Origin of the sequence: Ruminococcus sp. YE282 (genome assembly GCA_900101355.1) — a bacterium.
Taxonomy (GTDB): domain Bacteria; phylum Bacillota; class Clostridia; order Oscillospirales; family Acutalibacteraceae; genus Ruminococcoides; species Ruminococcoides bromii_A.
Genome location: FMUV01000028.1, coordinates 1 through 16,716 on the forward strand (window position 1 = coordinate 1; position 16,716 = coordinate 16,716).

16 protein-coding genes are annotated in these 16,716 nt (G+C 37.7%); 2 read left to right on the forward strand and 14 right to left on the reverse strand.

Annotated elements, in window-relative coordinates:
• The 3 genes from BLP46_RS08915 to BLP46_RS08925 all read right to left on the reverse strand — a co-directional run.
• Nucleotides 1–253 (reverse strand): transposase (locus BLP46_RS08915; protein ID WP_207645211.1); only part of this gene is annotated, 253 nt, incomplete at its 3' end.
• A gap of 172 nt (nt 254–425) precedes the next feature.
• Nucleotides 426–1,301, reverse strand: coding sequence for an RluA family pseudouridine synthase (locus BLP46_RS08920; RefSeq protein WP_092978308.1), 876 nt, complete (start codon nt 1,299–1,301; stop codon nt 426–428).
• Nucleotides 1,294–1,575 carry a DUF1294 domain-containing protein gene (locus BLP46_RS08925; protein ID WP_092978310.1) on the reverse strand — a complete coding sequence of 94 codons (282 nt, stop codon included), beginning with the start codon at nt 1,573–1,575 and terminating at the stop codon, nt 1,294–1,296. The genes BLP46_RS08920 and BLP46_RS08925 overlap by 8 nt, the downstream gene beginning before the upstream one ends.
• Nucleotides 1,576–1,598: 23 nt before the next feature.
• On the opposite strand from BLP46_RS08925, the gene BLP46_RS08930 reads away from it, so the two are divergent.
• Nucleotides 1,599–2,846 carry a glycoside hydrolase family 10-like protein gene (locus BLP46_RS08930; RefSeq protein WP_167669232.1) on the forward strand — a complete coding sequence of 416 codons (1,248 nt, stop codon included), beginning with the start codon at nt 1,599–1,601 and terminating at the stop codon, nt 2,844–2,846.
• A 160-nt stretch (nt 2,847–3,006) separates the two neighbouring features.
• On the opposite strand, the gene mtaB is transcribed toward BLP46_RS08930, so the two are convergent.
• The gene (gene mtaB / locus BLP46_RS08935) at nt 3,007–4,299 is read right to left on the reverse strand and encodes a tRNA (N(6)-L-threonylcarbamoyladenosine(37)-C(2))-methylthiotransferase MtaB (RefSeq protein ID WP_092978314.1); all 1,293 of its coding nucleotides are present in this window, start codon (nt 4,297–4,299) and stop codon (nt 3,007–3,009) included.
• A gap of 137 nt (nt 4,300–4,436) precedes the next feature.
• Here mtaB and BLP46_RS08940 point away from each other — a divergent pair, with 137 nt between their 5' ends.
• Nucleotides 4,437–4,667 carry an HPr family phosphocarrier protein gene (locus BLP46_RS08940; RefSeq protein ID WP_143000477.1) on the forward strand — a complete coding sequence of 77 codons (231 nt, stop codon included), beginning with the start codon at nt 4,437–4,439 and terminating at the stop codon, nt 4,665–4,667.
• A gap of 66 nt (nt 4,668–4,733) precedes the next feature.
• Here the strand turns inward: BLP46_RS08940 and hisE are convergent, their stop codons facing one another.
• The 10 genes from hisE to BLP46_RS08990 form a co-directional block, all read right to left on the reverse strand.
• Nucleotides 4,734–5,066 (reverse strand): phosphoribosyl-ATP diphosphatase, encoded by a 333-nt coding sequence (hisE, locus tag BLP46_RS08945; protein ID WP_092978318.1) that lies wholly within the window; start codon nt 5,064–5,066, stop codon nt 4,734–4,736.
• A gap of 14 nt (nt 5,067–5,080) precedes the next feature.
• Nucleotides 5,081–5,395, reverse strand: a complete 315-nt coding sequence (gene hisI, locus BLP46_RS08950) for a phosphoribosyl-AMP cyclohydrolase (RefSeq protein WP_092978320.1) — start codon at nt 5,393–5,395, stop codon at nt 5,081–5,083.
• A 2-nt stretch (nt 5,396–5,397) separates the two neighbouring features.
• Nucleotides 5,398–6,117 (reverse strand): 1-(5-phosphoribosyl)-5-[(5-phosphoribosylamino)methylideneamino]imidazole-4-carboxamide isomerase, encoded by a 720-nt coding sequence (gene hisA, locus BLP46_RS08955; RefSeq protein ID WP_092978322.1) that lies wholly within the window; start codon nt 6,115–6,117, stop codon nt 5,398–5,400.
• A complete protein-coding gene (hisB, locus tag BLP46_RS08960) occupies nt 6,117–6,695 on the reverse strand; it encodes an imidazoleglycerol-phosphate dehydratase HisB (RefSeq protein WP_092978354.1) in 579 nt (192 codons plus the stop codon). The genes hisA and hisB overlap by 1 nt, the downstream gene beginning before the upstream one ends.
• Nucleotides 6,696–6,699: 4 nt before the next feature.
• On the reverse strand, nt 6,700–7,752 hold the full coding sequence (hisC, locus tag BLP46_RS08965) for a histidinol-phosphate transaminase (protein ID WP_092978324.1): 1,053 nt from the start codon (nt 7,750–7,752) through the stop codon (nt 6,700–6,702).
• A 15-nt stretch (nt 7,753–7,767) separates the two neighbouring features.
• Nucleotides 7,768–9,063 (reverse strand): histidinol dehydrogenase, encoded by a 1,296-nt coding sequence (gene hisD / locus BLP46_RS08970; RefSeq protein WP_092978326.1) that lies wholly within the window; start codon nt 9,061–9,063, stop codon nt 7,768–7,770.
• A complete protein-coding gene (gene hisG / locus BLP46_RS08975; protein WP_092978328.1) occupies nt 9,060–9,689 on the reverse strand; it encodes an ATP phosphoribosyltransferase in 630 nt (209 codons plus the stop codon). Before hisG ends, hisD begins: the two co-directional genes overlap by 4 nt.
• 22 nt (nt 9,690–9,711) lie before the next feature.
• Nucleotides 9,712–10,881: an ATP phosphoribosyltransferase regulatory subunit gene (hisZ, locus tag BLP46_RS08980; protein ID WP_092978330.1), complete on the reverse strand. Its 1,170-nt coding sequence runs from the start codon at nt 10,879–10,881 to the stop codon at nt 9,712–9,714.
• Between the two features lie 75 nt (nt 10,882–10,956).
• On the reverse strand, nt 10,957–12,342 hold the full coding sequence (locus tag BLP46_RS08985; protein WP_167669233.1) for an AI-2E family transporter: 1,386 nt from the start codon (nt 12,340–12,342) through the stop codon (nt 10,957–10,959).
• Nucleotides 12,343–12,354: 12 nt separating this feature from the next.
• A complete protein-coding gene (locus BLP46_RS08990; RefSeq protein ID WP_092978333.1) occupies nt 12,355–16,713 on the reverse strand; it encodes a PolC-type DNA polymerase III in 4,359 nt (1,452 codons plus the stop codon).
• Nucleotides 16,714–16,716: the final 3 nt, after the last annotated feature.

Below are 16,716 nucleotides of genomic sequence, written 5' to 3' on the forward strand. Positions count from 1 at the left end.
CAAGCTCTCCCATCTGTGTTTTTATCGTCTTTTTTGAGTAGCCGTTTCTGTAATTTTTCGACTTATTGCTACACTCATCATTCGACGTTCTTTCGCTTTTCTCGTAGCCGAGCTCATCTGCAAGCTCACATTCCATAACCTCCTGAAGAATGTCCTTGAACATATTTTTCATTGCTGTCATAACTTCATCTGTTGAGGTGAATTTCTGACTTCTTACAAATTCTCTCATCATTTCTGCCGGTACTTTTTCCATTAAAAAAACTTCCTTTCAAGCTTTAATTTTTCTGTTTCCATTATTGCTTGAAAGGAAGTCTATTATTCACTTTTACACAAACTTTTCGGCGGTCTTATTTATTTAAAATCATAAATTTTAATCCCCAAGACAAAGCTGTTAGAGCTTGTTTTGGGGATTTTTGATTTTGAAATTATCTGATTTGATTTATTATCTGCATCATATCATTCGGAATTTTTGCTTTAACAATAAATTCTTCATCTGTGATTGGATGTTTTATTTTCATCTCTCCGCAATGTAACGCCTGTCGGGAAATTTTTTCAAGACTTCCTCCGTATAGATCATCACCGAGCAGCGGATGTCCGATAGATGCCATATGACATCTGATTTGATGTGTCTTTCCTGTTTCAAGATTTAGTTCAATAAATGATAATTCCTTTGAAGAATATATTATATGATAATGTGTAATGGCTGCTTTGCCCTCTTTTAAGATATGACGTACCATCTTTGATTCGGGCAGCAAACCTATCGGAGCTTTAATTGTGCCGTCGCTTTCAATTTTGCCGTGACAAATTGCATAGTATGTTTTATCAACTGAGTTTTTTAATTTGTTTGCCGAATACCTGTCTTTTGAAATCAGCACCAAACCCGAGGTATCCCTGTCTAAACGATTAATCGCTCTGAATGTATAATTTTCGGATTTTTCTGCTGCATAATACGCAACAAGATTTGCTAATGTGTCTTCCTGATGCTGTTTAACAGGGTGCACGGGCATAAGCGGCGGCTTGTTTACAATAAGCAGATTGCTGTCTTCATAACATATATCCAGATTCCCTTTAACAGGAGTTATTTGAGATTGCCTATCCTCGGGCAAATTGATTATCACCTCTGCCCCACTTTCAACAAAATCAATAGTCCTTAGAATTTTTTCGTTCATCATAATTCCGTCTTTTTTGCGAACCAATTGTGTTATCATTCTTGCTGAAAGATAACAGTTTTTTCTCAAAAAATTTTTGGCAAGCATTTTGTCACATTCATCAGGCACTGTAAACTTAAGTTGTTCAGACATAAATTATTCTCAATACAAAAAATACTGCGAGCAGTTCAAAAATGAGAATTGCCGGAATACCAACCATAAACTTCAAATGCTTGGTTTTATGATGAATTAAAAGCATTGTAAAATACATTCCCACGCTTCCGCCGAATGCGGAAACAAGTAGTAAAGTGCTTTCCTTGACGCGCCATTTATGGTGAATGGCACGTGATTTATCGTAAATTGTGATACACACTGCGAAAATATTAATCAAAATCAAGTATATTAAGAGAATAAACAATAAATTCATAATAACCTCAAAGGATGATAAATTTGAAAATAAAAAAATATTTGCCGCTGACCGTTACCGCAGCAGTTCTTATATGTACAATTTTATTCAGTGCAATAAGCAATTCAAAAGCTCCGATGACCTTTGTGAACAATTCGGTAATTGACGACTCAAGCTCTGCCAATAACCTTTCAGCTACTAACGACAATGCAAATCTCAAAGATGAAGAAATGAAAGGCGTATGGGTAACATATATGGAGCTTAGTATGGAAAATGGAGAAGATAAGTCCGAAAAAAGGTTCAGAGAAAAATTTACCGAAATTGCCGAAAACTCCGAGAAATCGGGATTTAATACACTAATTGTACAAGTCAGGCCTTTTTGTGACTCATTATACGAATCGGAATTTTTTCCGTATTCACATATATTAACAGGTTCACAAGGTAAAAACCCGGGGTATGATGCGCTTAAGATTATGTGTGAAATATGCAAAAGCTATGATTTGAAAATTCACGCATGGGTAAACCCATATCGTGTTGCGGTAAGTAAAACACCGTCAGAACTAAGCGATAATAATCCATATATTATTGACAACAGTCTTGGCTTTGAAACAGAGGGCGGAATATATCTTGACCCGTCAAATGAAAAAGCAAGGCAGCTGATTATTAACGGCATAGAAGAAATTGTCAGTAATTATAACGTTGACGGCATTCAGTTTGACGATTATTTTTACCCTAATGATATAAATGATTGTGATAACCAATCATACGAAAAATACAGGGAAAAATTCGGGAATAATTGTATGAGTATTGACGATTGGAGGAAGGCAAATGTAAATTTGCTGGTAAGCGAGGTATACCGAACCGTACATAAAACAAAGGAAAATGTTGTGTTCGGTATATCTCCGCAAGGTAATATCGATAATAATGATGGATTATATGCAGATGTTAAAAGTTGGTGTACCTGTGGAGGGTACATTGACTATATTTGCCCGCAAATATACTTCAGTATTGACAATCCAAAGCTGAAATTTGAAGATTCACTCGAAAGTTGGTTGAATCTTGAATTTGCCGATAATGTAACAATGTATGTAGGACTTGCCGGATATAAAGCCGGAAGCAATAAAGACGACGGTACATGGCTTAACAGCAATGACATACTTGCAACAGAATATGAAATTTTGCAAAAATACGATAAAGTAAACGGTTTTATGTTGTACAGCTATTCAAGCCTTTTTGAAAAAGATGCGGCAGAAGAAGTAGAAACGCTGAGAAAGGTTATAACCACAATTTAGATGTTCCCTACCTCTGAATAGATCCAATCCGGTATTTTGGTTAAGGTTACATTCATATAATGAAGCCCTGAGGAGCGCTAACACACTTTTGTATTTTTTAATTGTTGCAAGTTACGCTTTTTGAGAGCAAATCAGAGCTTGCTCTTATTTAATCTAATGATTAAACAAGTTCTCCAACGCAAAAATCTTTATCAGCCTTTGTAATTTTTACCTTTTGAATAGTTCCGCAAAGAGTATTGTCGTCTGAATATATGTGAACAGGGGTGTAGTTTTTGGTATATCCTTCAAGGTAACCGTGCCTGATACGTTCAAATAATACATCTTCAACAATTCCTACCTGTGAACGCAAAAACTCTGCTCTTGATTCTTCAACAAGATTACCCATCAGTTTGGCACGATGTTCTTTGATTTCAGGAGATACCTGATCGTCGGCCTTGTCTGCAACTGTACCTTTTCTGCGTGAATAAGGGAAAACATGAACTTTGGCAAATCCGATGCTTTTTACAAATTGCATTGACTGCTCAAAATCGTAATCATCTTCCCCTGCAAACCCTACCATAACATCGGTTGTGATTGACGAATTATCAAATGTTCTTCTCAGTCTTGCAACAATTTCAGCATATTCGTATGTATCATAATGGCGATTCATAGCCTTAAGAGTTTTGTCGCAGCCGCTTTGCAAAGACAGATGAAACTGAGGACAGAATTTGGGCTGGGCTGCAAGTCGCCTGACCATATCTTCGTCCATACGTTCCGGCTCAATAGAACCAAGTCGTACACGCTCAATTCCATCAACAGAGCAAGCACATTCAACAGCGTCTGCAAGATTATAATCTTCATCAAGTCCATAAGCTGAAAGGTTTATTCCGACAAGAACAACTTCTTTGTAACCACCGGCAGCAACTCTCTGTACCTCAGTCTTTAAATCTGTAAGAGATTTTGAACGCACTCTTCCCCTTGCGTACGGTATAATGCAATAAGAACAAAAACGATTGCAACCGTCTTCAATCTTAATGAATGCCCTTGTATGTTCTCCAAATGATGTTATGTGCAAGTTTTCATAAACTTCATTTTTTCCGTTATGTTCACTTATTTGAACAAGGATATGTTTATTTTTAAGGTAATTCTCTAAAGTAGGAATAAGTACTGCTCGCTTTGCATTGCCTAAAACTATGTCGCAATTTTTAAAATTGGCTGTTTCTTCGGGAAAAGCCTGTGGCATACATCCCGTAAGTATTATAATGCCGTCCGGATTTGCACGGCGTATTTTGTTAATAAGTTTGCGATTTTTGGCATCACTTACCGAGGTTACTGTGCAACTGTTTACAATGGTTATATCTGCCTTGTCCTTGTCATCGGACAGTGTATAACCGTGATTAAGCATATCTTCACGCATTGCCTGTGATTCATATTGATTAACTTTGCAACCCAAGGTAAGAATATTAAAATTCATTATAATTGTCATCCTTTTTTATTCAAATAGTTGAAAATTTTGAAATTGAAAAATTCGTATTGCTTATGTAAAAAATTAATGTTAAGATATATTTAAGGAAAAAATTCTTTAATTTATGGGGTGATTGAGTGTACAAAATGCACATAGCTGCAGAGAACAAAAACAGTCTTATTGATATTTTTGAAACGTTGTCACACTTTCCGAATATCATGATGATGATTAAAAGCGGCGAATATACTGTTGATGCACATTCGCTTATTGGTGTATTTTCACTTGACATCAATAAACCGTTTGAATTACTGCTTGACAACGAACCAAGTGATGAATTTAAAGAGGCAATTTCAAAGTTTGTGCTTGCAACTGCATAAATTTAGGAATATATACATAGTTTTATTAAGCCCTATGACTTTTGTCATAGGGCTTAATTTATTCCATTAAGAATTTTTATCTACAACGTGAAATTTCTTTAAATTTCCTGTCTTTTCACTTCTTCGGTCAAGCTCGGCAAGTACATCATCAAGCGGAATCCCCTGCTGTACAAGCATAACCATAAGATGATAAATCAAATCGGCAGTTTCATAAACGGTTTCACTGTTGACTCCGTTTTTTGCAGCAATAATTGTTTCGCTGCATTCTTCACCGACCTTTTTTAGAATTTTATCAATTCCCTTATCAAGAAGATAACAGGTATATGAACCCTCTTTTGGATTATCTCTTCTGTTTTCAACTGTTGCGTACAAAGCCGCAAGAACTTCTTTGTCATTCATACTATTTTACCTCTCTATTTTAGCTTTTTAAAGAAACAAGAATGGTTGCCTGTATGGCATGCAGCACCGATTTGTTCAACAGTTATCAGTAACGTATCATCATCACAATCAGAATAAATATCAATTACTTTTTGCAGATGACCTGACGTTGCACCCTTATTCCATAATTCTTGTCTGCTTCTCGACCAAAACCATGTATATCCGGTTTCAAAAGTTTTCTGCATGCTCTCACGATTCATATATGCAAGCATTAAAACTTCACCTGTCGATTTTTCCTGTATGATTGCAGGAATAAGTTCTGACTTAACAAAATATTTATCTAAATCCATAATTAACTGTTCCTTGTTGTTTCAATAGCCTGACGTAAATCAAGGCTGCCTGAATAAATTGACTTTCCGCATATTGCGCCATATGCATTTAATTCAATCAAATTTTTAATATCTTTTAGAACTGCAACTCCGCCGCTTGCAATTATATTGCAGCTTACGCTTTTTATAAGGGAATCAAGTTGCTTAAGATTCGGACCTGCAAGCGTTCCGTCCTGTTCAATATCGGTAAACACAATGGTTTTAACTCCGACATCTTCCATTCTTTTGGCAAGTTCAATATAATTAATCTCTGAGTTGTCCAACCAACCCTCGGCACGCACCATTCCGTCTTTGGCGTCAATGCCGATTACTATTTGGTCTCCAAATGTATTTACTGCATCAATTACAAACTGCTGGTCTTTTACAGCAGCTGAACCAAGGATTACACGGTTAATACCATGTGAAAGATAGTACTCAACCGCTTTCATGTCACGTATTCCTCCGCCTACTTCTACCGAAAGTCCGGAAGACTTTGCTACGTCGGCAATTAAATCGGCGTTGACAAGTTTGGCGTCCTTTGCTCCGTCAAGGTCAACCATATGCATCCAATTGGCTCCTGCATCAGCAAAACGCTGTGCGGCAAGGTATGGCGACTCAATAACCTTTTGAGCGGTTGAATAATCACCTTTTACAAGACGTACACATTCTCCGCCTTTTATATCAATTGCAGGTAAAATAATCATTAAAGCACTCCTTTTGTTGAAAGCGGTTTATTTGAATTGTTCGGCTTTACGGCAATTCTTAAAGAATGAGCAACAGCCTTGTATATAGCTTCTGTAATGTGATGAGAGTTATCACCGTAAAGAGATTTGATATGCAGAGTAATCTGTGAATTAAAAGCAAGTGCTCTCATAAATTCAACTGTCATCGAACAGTCATATTGACCGCAAACAGCCTGAGGAAAGTCAGCGTCAAACACGAGAAACGGTCTTCCGCTGATATCTACTGATGAAAATGCAAGTGCTTCATCCATAGGAACGTAGAAACTTCCGAATCTGTCAATTGAGCTTTTATCTCCTAAAGCTTTTGCAAATGCCTGACCAAGTACAATTCCGGTATCTTCAACAGTATGGTGAGTATCAACGTTCAAATCACCGTGCACCCTGAGAATTAAACCAAATCCTCCGTGAGTTGCAAATGAATTTAGCATATGATCAAAAAATCCGATTCCGGTATCAATTGAGATTTTCCCTCCGTCAAGACTGAGTTCAAGCTCAATGTCGGTTTCTTTGGTTTTACGCTGTATTTTAGCTGTTCTCATCATACTACCTCTCAAAATACGCCTTAATAGCTTCGAGCGTTCGGTCAACCTCATCGGCAGTTCCGACTGAAATGCGAATATAATCGCCCATATATCTTATTACAATTGATTTTTGTTTTAAGAACTCCCAAAGTTCTTTACCAAACGATGTTTTTATAAATACAAAATTCGTACAGCTCTCAAAAACTTTAAAATCTGAACTGTTTTTTGATATATCCAGTAGTCCATTATACAGCTTTTCGCGATTATTTACAATATCTTTTTTACGATTGAGTAAAAATTGCTTGTGACTGTATATAATCTTGCCTACTGCCTGCGAGAAACTATTTACATTATAAGGTGACTTAACTGCTTTGATTGCACGTGAAATTACCGGGTCTGCTACCGCAAATCCAAGACGAAGTGCGGCAGAACCGATTGCTTTAGAAGCAGTTTTGAAAACAATCAGATTTGTATACTGTTCGGCTTCGTTTAATAACCCCTCTGTCCAAAAATCCATATACGCTTCGTCTAAAATAACAAGCGCATTTACTGAATTCACAAGTTTGCGTGCCTGGTCGGCTGTGATTCCTTTGCCCGTAGGATTACAAGGATTAGAAAAAATCAACAATTTTATATTGTATGAATTGACTTTATCAATGAGCATATCTACATCAATATTGAGTTCATCATCTTTATAAAAAGTATCACATTCAACTTCACATATTGATGAATAGAACTGATACATTGAAAAGTCAGGCGATACAACAAGCATCTTGTCGCCCTTTTCAAGAAAAGCGGATTCAATTAAAAAAATTAATTCGTCAGAACCATTTCCGGCCGTAACAAAATCAGGATTCAAACCGTAATATTCTGCAAAAGCATTTACAACATCAGTTGCAAGCGGATCCGGATAACGGTTAAAATCAATATTATCTATAACGTCCTTTATTTCCTGCTTTATTTCGTCAGGGTAATTATAAGGGCATTCGTTAGCTTCAAGCCTAACATCATATGTGCCGCTGATTGGTTCATATGGCTCTAATTCAACAATTTTTTTGTTTAACTTATAACTCATAACAATACTTCCGTTTTATTCTTTAGTATCAAAGCGCACTTTTATTGAATTTGCGTGCGCTGTAAGTCCCTCGGTATTTGCAAAGCGAACGATATCGTCAGCATCATTTTTTAGGGCGTTTTCTGTGTAATAAATAAAGCTTGATTTCTTTATAAAACTATCGACCGACAGCGGTGAGAAAAATCTTGCTGTTCCGCTGGTAGGCAAAACATGGTTAGGTCCTGCAAAATAGTCGCCAAGCGGTTCCGGACTGTAATTTCCAAGAAAAACAGAACCTGCATTATCAAGTTTTCCTATATATTCCATTGGATTTTCACAACATACTTCAAGATGTTCGGGAGCAAGCTCATTGGCAAACTCTATTGCCTGATTCATATCAGAACAAACAATAATTGCACCGAAGTTCTCAAGTGAAGATTTAATAATTTCATTCCTTGAAAGTTCTTTAATTTGCTTGTCAAGCTCTTGCTTTGTCTTATCTGCAATGTCCTGAGAATCTGTAAGAAGAATTGCCGAGGCTAATCTGTCGTGTTCTGCCTGACTCATAAGGTCTGCGGCAAGGAACTTTGGATTAGCACTTTTGTCGGCTACTATAAGTATTTCGCTTGGCCCGGCTATCATATCAATATCTACTGTACCGTACAAAAGTTTCTTGGCAGTAGCAACAAAGATATTTCCCGGACCGACTATTTTATCGACCTTTGGTACAGTTTCTGTACCGTAAGCAAGTGCTGCAACAGCCTGTGCGCCGCCCATAAGGAAAATTCGGTCAACTCCTGCAATTTTTGCCGCAGCTATAATATTCGGATTTGGTGTGCCGTCTTTTTGAGGAGGAGTACACATTATCAGCTCCTCAACTCCTGCAATTTTTGCCGGGATAGCATTCATAAGCACTGACGACGGGTATGCAGCTGTGCCGCCTGGCACATATAATCCCACACGTTTCAAACCGCGTATTCTCTGCCCCATTATTACGCCGTTGCTTTTTGTGGTCAACCAGCTTTGCTGAAGCTGACGACGGTGAAAGTCAGAAATATTTGCCGTAGCCTTTTTTACTGTTTCAATATACTCTGAGTCACACTTTGCTATAATATTATCAATATCTTCCTTTAAAATTTCTGTTTTTTCAGGAGCCTTGCCGTCAAACTTGATTGTGTAATCTTTAACGACTTTGTCCCCGTTTATTCTGACATTCTCAATTATTTCAGAGACCGTCGGAATAACGTTTTTGTCGGAATTTTGAGATCTTGCTTTTAATGTATTAATAAACTCGTATTCTTTTTTGCCGTCTGCTGTTACTGTTGCTATCATTTTGTTGCAGCCTCCAATTTATTTTGCAATGCTTCAATTTCATTTTTTCTTAATTTAAGGCTTGCTGTATTGGCAATTAATCTTGCCGAAATATCAGTTACCCATTCAATAACCTCAAGTCCGTTGGCTTTTAAGGTTGAGCCGGTTTCAACTATATCAACAATTCCGTCAGACAGTCCAACAAGCGGAGCAAGTTCAACAGATCCCTCAATTTTGATGATTCTTACATCCATATTTTTATCATCAAAAAATGCTCTGGTTACATTAGGATACTTTGTAGCGATAGTTTTGGTATTGTATCCGCCATAAAAATCATAACCTTTTTTAGTTGCAAGGGCAAATTTACATTTGCCAAAACCCAAGTCAAGAAGCTCATAGAACGATGTTCCGTTCTCAAGAATTGTATCCTTTCCGACAACTCCCAAATCGCAAACTCCGTGTTCAACATATGTAATAACATCTGCTGCTTTTGCAAGCACTACTTCAAAGTCATTGTTACCTACCGGCAAAATCAGACGTCTGCCCTTATTTTTTACTTCATCACAGTTATATCCGATTTTTTCAAATAATTCAATTGTCGTTTTTTCAAGTCTGCCTTTTGTCAAGGCAATCCGCAATGGGTTCATATATGTAATCCTTTCAAGAGTATTATCCTACAACTTTAACTTCCGCTATGCCTCGCTTGGAAGCAAATTCTTTGGTTGCTTCAAGAGTAGGCAATGTCGAAAATTCAGCCTTTGTACCGCCTTCAATAAGCTGAGAAACAAGGTTGATTCCTTCAATTTCATAACCGTCCTGTGCAAAAATCAGTACATCGGGTTTATCAGAATAACTGACGTCAGAATCAGCAAGCTGTTTAATTGTAACGGCGTCAGTATCAATTGCGAATCCGGCTGCACCCATAGGCGCATCAAATACTGAAAGTAAGTCATCGTATCTTCCGCCCGAAAGCACTGCATCGCCGATTCCGTTTATGTATCCGGTGAATACAATTCCCGTATAATAATCGTTTCTTTGAACGAGTCCAAGGTCAATAATAAGCTTGTCGCCTAATCCAAGAGGAATAAGGCTGTCATAAATCTTGTGCAAATAATCAAGTGCTTCAACTGCATTTGTATCCTCACAAATTTCAAAAGCTTTTGTAAACACTTCTTCACCGCCGAAGAGTGACGGTAAACTGCGAATTGCCGAAACAGCTTTGCAAGGCTCAAGTCTGTCAAGCAAATTATTCAGTGCCGAATAGTTTTTGCCTTCAATCGACACACGGATTTTTTCTTTATAATCATCATCAATGTCCAGTTCTTTGGATAATGCATCAAATACTTCTGCATGTCCGAGTTCAATTCTGAAATCGTTTGCAACCGATGAAATGGCCTTAACAGCAGTTGAAAGAATTTCAAGGTCGGCTCTAAGACCTTTGACCCCGAGAAGCTCAACACCCATTTGCATTAGTTCATTGCGTCTGCCGGTCAATGTCGGATTATTGCGGTAAACAGCCTGTTTATAGTATAAACGGACTGGTAGAGCGCTGTTTTTTAGTCTTGATGATACCATTCTTGCGATTGGCAATGTTGAATCAGGACGTGCTACAAGCAGCCTGCCCTTATTGTCAACCATTTTAAACATTGACTCCTGTGAAATTCCGCTGCACGGAATCGAAAACACATCGTAAAATTCAATTCCCGGAGTAATAACTTTTTGAAAGCCTCTTGAAACAAATACTTTCTCAATTTTTCCGCAGATATCATCCATAGCGGACGCTTCGGCAAACAAAAAGTCCTTTGTGCCTTCCGGAGTTATTCTTAAATACTTCTTCATATATCCCTCTCAAATTCACTTTATCGTAGTAATGTGTTAATATGGTATCATATTAAAACAAATATGTCAAATCACTTATTTATTTTTGGTATTATTACTATTTTTAAAATTAGAACTATCATCAGATTTAGTTTCTTTATCTAAATCATTGTTTTTGTTTTCTTCGTTTTCATTTTCAACAGCCTTATCGCCCATTATGAACTTCATAAATTTTGCTTTTTGCTGTTTTTCCTTTTGCTCTCTGATTTTCTTTTGTTCTTGTTCTATTTTAGCATAATTTAAAACTTCAAAATCAAGAGCTTCCTGAGCTATTTTCCCTTTTTTACTTATTGAATTATTTACCTTTTTGCCGACAAGCGAGTAGATAACCGCATAAATCGGAGTTCCAAGTATAAAACCTATCATTCCGAACAATGCGCCTCCGACAACAACGGAAAACAAAACCCAAAAACTTGAAAGTCCGACTTGGTTTCCTATAATCTTTGGCTTGAAAAGATTTCCGTCAAATTGTTGTATGATAACCAATATAATTACAAAAATAATCATATCTTTTGGACTTACAAGCAAAAGAATAAATGCACTCGGAATACCTCCGATAAACGGACCAAAAAATGGAATTATGTTACTTACGCCGATAAGAACGCCGATTAAGGCTGCATACGGAAGATGAAAAATCGACATAGTAATAAAGGTTAGAAGTCCTACAAATGCTGCGTCAAGAATATCGCCTACAAGAAAACGACCGCATTTGGTATCTGTAATATCAACTACTTCATACACTTTAGGAAGCCATTTCATCGGAATAAATGCAACTGCAATTCGCTTAACCTGACGACACAGTCTCTCTTTTTCGGCAAGGAAATATACCGAAATAACAACACCCATAACAAAATTGTATACTCCGGAAGTAGTGTTTGACAGCATATCAAATATGAACTGCGTTGCCCCGCCGGCTGTGCTTGTTATATTACTGAATGTAAGCAATTCTGTCATTTCGTTAAATAACTGATTCATTGCGTCATTTAGGCTGAAATCGGTATGGAATGTACCGTTTGTCCAATCAAAAAATTCATTGATGTACTGGGTTGCATTTTTAAAGTATGCAGGCATATTATCAATAAGATTTACTACGTTCGTAGCTATCTGCGGAACTACAATCTCAATGATTAATACAATCAACGCCACAACGATCAAATATGTGCAAACCAGCGAAAGCGGTTTTTTTAGCTTTTGAAGCGGTTCTCTTTTTGCACTGATTTTGCCGAATGCCTTTGTATAAAAAAACTTATATGGGAAATTTAGAATATATGCAAATAAAAAGCCAATCAAAAAAGGAGATAATATTGATGCTATGGTAGATAATATTTGCCACACAATATTCATATTATCTTTTACGAGCAATAAAGCTACTGTGAATGATATTGCAATGATTACATTCTTCATTGACAAAAATTTCTTCAAATTCATCACTCCTTAAAATAGTGACATCTGTGAACTTTCAGGCAAATCGCCCAAAACACCGACGGTCCTAAGGGTTTCTATAACTGATTTTGAAACCTTAGTTTTTACCTGCATATCTTCAATTGAAAGATACTCATTATGTTTGCCGGATTCGGCAAGTGCAATGGCAGCAGCCTCACCGACACCGGGAAGTGCAGAAAACGGAAGGCGTACTTTTCCGTCCTCGACCTTAAACATCTTTGCTTCTGATTTATATATGTCAATCGGAAGAACTTCTATTCCCCTTGCCATCATCTCATTTACAATCTGTAAGGTTGAAAATTCTGCATTGTCTTTTACAGTTGCTTCGTGTACACTTTGCTTATGTTTAATTTGATTCATTTTTTCTCTGACTGCTTTTTGTCCCTGCATTACAAGTGCGCCATCAAGGTCTTCGCTTCGTACCGTAAAATATGCTGCATAGTATTCAACCGGCTTGTGAACTTTATACCAACCAAGTCTTAATGCGGCAATCATATATGCAGCTGCGTGAGCCTTTGGGAACATATACTTGATTTTCATACAAGAATCAATGTACCACTGCGGAACGTTATGTTCCCGCATTGCATTAAAATGTTCCTCTGTAAGCAGTTTCGTGGCGTTACCTTTACGCACAATCTCCATAATTTTAAAAGCCATGGACGGGTCAAGACCTTTGTGCATAAGATAGGTCATAATTGAGTCACGCGTACCGATAACTTCCGAAATGTCGCAGGTACCGTTCTTAATAAGCTCCTGGGCATTTCCGAGCCATACATCGGTACCGTGAGAAAGTCCTGATATCTGCAAAAGGTCAGTAAAGGTTTTGGGCTGGGCTTCCATAAGCATTCCTCTTACAAAAGGTGTGCCACATTCAGGAATACTGAATGTACCGGTTTTTGAATCAATGTCTTCCGGAGTTACACCGAGTGCTTTTGTAGAAGTAAACAAAGACATAACGGCTTTGTCACTCATGGAAACCTTCATTACAGGAATACCGGTAAACATTTCAAGATAATGATAAATTGTCGGCACATCGTGTCCGAGCTCATCAAGCTTGGTAATTGTGTCATGAATTGAATGGAAATCGAAGTGCGTGGTTATGTTATCCGAGTTGACATCATTTGCCGGGTGCTGAACCGGGCAAAAGTCATAAACTTCATTTGTTCTCGGTACAACAACCATACCGCCCGGGTGCTGACCTGTGGTACGCTTAACGCCGGTACAACCGATTGCAAGTCGTTTTAATTCAGCCTTATGGAAGCTGATACCTCTTTCCTGCTCGTATTTTTTTACAAATCCTATTGCGGTTTTTTCGGCAACGGTTGCAATTGTTCCGGCTTTAAACACATTGTTCTTACCGAACAATTCTTCCGTGTAGCGGTGGGATTTTGACTGGTACTCGCCGCTAAAGTTAAGGTCGATATCAGGCACCTTGTCACCTTTGAATCCAAGGAATGTTTCAAACGGTATTTCGTGACCGTCTTGATCCATCTTTGTGCCGCATTCGGGACAATCCTTAGGCGGTAAATCAAATCCTGAACCATAGCTGCCGTCCGTTATAAACTCACTGTGTTTACACTTTGGACAAATATAATGAGGACAAAGCGGATTAACCTCAGAAATACCCGACATTGTTGCAACAAACGAAGAACCAACCGAACCTCTTGAACCAACAAGGTATCCATGTGCTTCGCTGTCGGCAACAAGCTTTTGAGCGGTCATATAAAGAACTGAAAATCCGTATTTGGTAATTGAATTAAGTTCTTTATCAAGTCTTGCTTTTACGATTTCTGGCAAAGGATCGCCGTACTTTTCTTTTGCTCTTTTCCACGTAATATCAATGAGCTGTTCCTGTGCACCCTCAATATTCGGAGGAAAAGTTCCCTTTGGAATAGGTCGTATATATTCGCACATATCAGCTATTTTGTTTGGATTTTCAACGACTACTTCATATGCCTTTTTCTCACCGAGCCATTCAAATTCTTTTAGCATTTCGGCAGTAGTTCTGAAGTAGAGCGGAGCCTGATCTTCCGCATCCTTAAAGCCCTGACCTGCAAGCAAAATTTTACGATAATCCCCATCGGTAGGGTCCATAAAATGTACGTCACAAGTAGCACAAACAGGTTTTCCAAGCTCTTTGCCAAGTTTAATGATGGTTCTGTCGATTTCGTGGAGTTCATCTAAGTTATTAAATGTACCCTCTCGAATCATAAATGCGTTGTTGCCCGACGGCTGTATTTCAAGATAATCATAAAAAGAGGCAATTCTTTTAAGTTCAGCCCATGGTTTTCCTTTTAAAATACTTTCGTACAATTCACCCGCACAACAAGCAGAACCGATAATCAAACCTTCTCTGTGCTTAACAAGCTCACTTTTCGGAATCCTCGGTTTTTTATAAAAATAATTAAGGTGACTGAAAGAAATTAATTTGTAAAGATTTTTCAATCCAACCTTATTTTTGGCAATAATTATCTGATGATACGTTCTGAGCTTTTTAAAATCGCCGCCGGCAATTTTAGTATTAATCTCAGCTGTTGTTGTAATTGCATAATCGTCTTTTAAACGAGTGCACAATGCAATAAAAATTCTCGCAAGTATTTCCGCATCATCAGTTGCACGGTGATGATTAAAATCACCTAATCTAAGATACTTGGCAACAGTATCAAGTTTGCAATTTTTTATATCCGATAAAATGGCACGGGAAATTGCAACCGTGTCAATTGAGGTATAGTTATATTCTCTGCCCATATTTTCACAGGCTTTTCGTATAAAAGAAGTATCGAACGGCGCATTGTGTGCAACCAAAACGTTATCTCCCGCAAATTCAAGAAAGGCTGAAACAGCTTCGCTCTGTGACGGAGCGTCTTTAACCATATTATCGGTAATGCCGGTCAGTTGAGTTATTTTAGCAGGAATCGGCATTTCAGGATTTGCAAAAGTAGAAAACGTATCTGTGATTTCACCGTTAACTACTTTAATAGCACCGATTTCGGTAATTTTGTCACGTGCAGCGGATAGACCCGTGGTTTCAATATCAAAACAAATAAATGTTCCGTCAAACGGTGTATTTTGAGCGCCGTCAACGGATTCAACAAGGTCATCCATAAAATATGCTTCAACACCGTACAAAACCTTAATCTTTTCTTCGTCGCCATTTATTTTATCGGCGGCTTTCATAGCATCCGGAAACGCTTGGGCGACGCCGTGATCTGTTATTGCAACAGCTTTGTGTCCCCATTGGTAGGCTCTTTTTACAAGTTCACCGGCAGGAGTAACAGCGTCCATCTGAGACATATTTGTATGCATATGAAGTTCAACACGCTTTTTTTCTGCTTTGTCACACACCTGAACCTTTTTTGCGGTTCCGATTGACCTTGCATTAAGTACTATTTCTCCTGCATACTTATCATATTCTATATCGCCCATAGCTACAATTGTGCTGCCTTTTTTCAGAGTATCTAAAGGAGCACAATCTTTAATTGAGTTAAATATTTTAACTGTTGTAGAACCTGTATAATCGGTAATATCAAAGTTGAATATGTTTTTGTCACCTGACTTGGTGACTCTTTTATCAATATCAAAAACGTCTCCCCATACAACAACTCTGCCGGAATCTTCGGCAATTGAGCTTATAGGAACCATTTTTCCTCTGATTGAGCTTCCGTACAAAGGACGAACGGAAGATTGTATGAGCTGAGGAGAAGCAAATTTTCCTTCTCGAATTTCGACTTCTTCAGTAACATTTTCTGAATGTTGTTTTTGAACTTTCTTAGAGTTTTCCTCTTCCTCTTTGTAAAAATCGGCAGCTTTTGCAAGTTGCTCTCGCTGCATTTGCTGTTCGGCACTCTTAATAACCTCTTTGTATTCATCGCTGTCGGCGTTTACCTCAAGAGTACCTGTATAATTGATACTTAAATGTAAATCAAATTCTTCTGCTATAAGGTTAACAAGTGCTTTGTCAAAGACTTTGGCATCAAGCAATGACTTGCCGCCGTTTTGTAATTCAATTGTGAGTGTATTATCGCTGAAGCTTACATTTGCATTTGTTAAAGTACCGTTAACACTTGGTATTTCTCTTTTAATGGATAAATAAAGCTGAGGAAAATATGTTGTATTAAACAATTCCGATTTATAATGAGGTTTAATTCGAACATGAGCGTTTAAAGCAGTTGACAGATTTTTTTCAACTGTAAACAACTCGTTTACATCAATTAGGGCGGGAAAATCAACCTTAATTTTTACCAATCTCGCTTCATTTAATATATTCACTTTTGTTATATTTCCGTTTGCGATACAATCAGACAAAGGAGATTGACAAACAGAGAGATAGATTTCGCCTAAAGTTTTCATAAT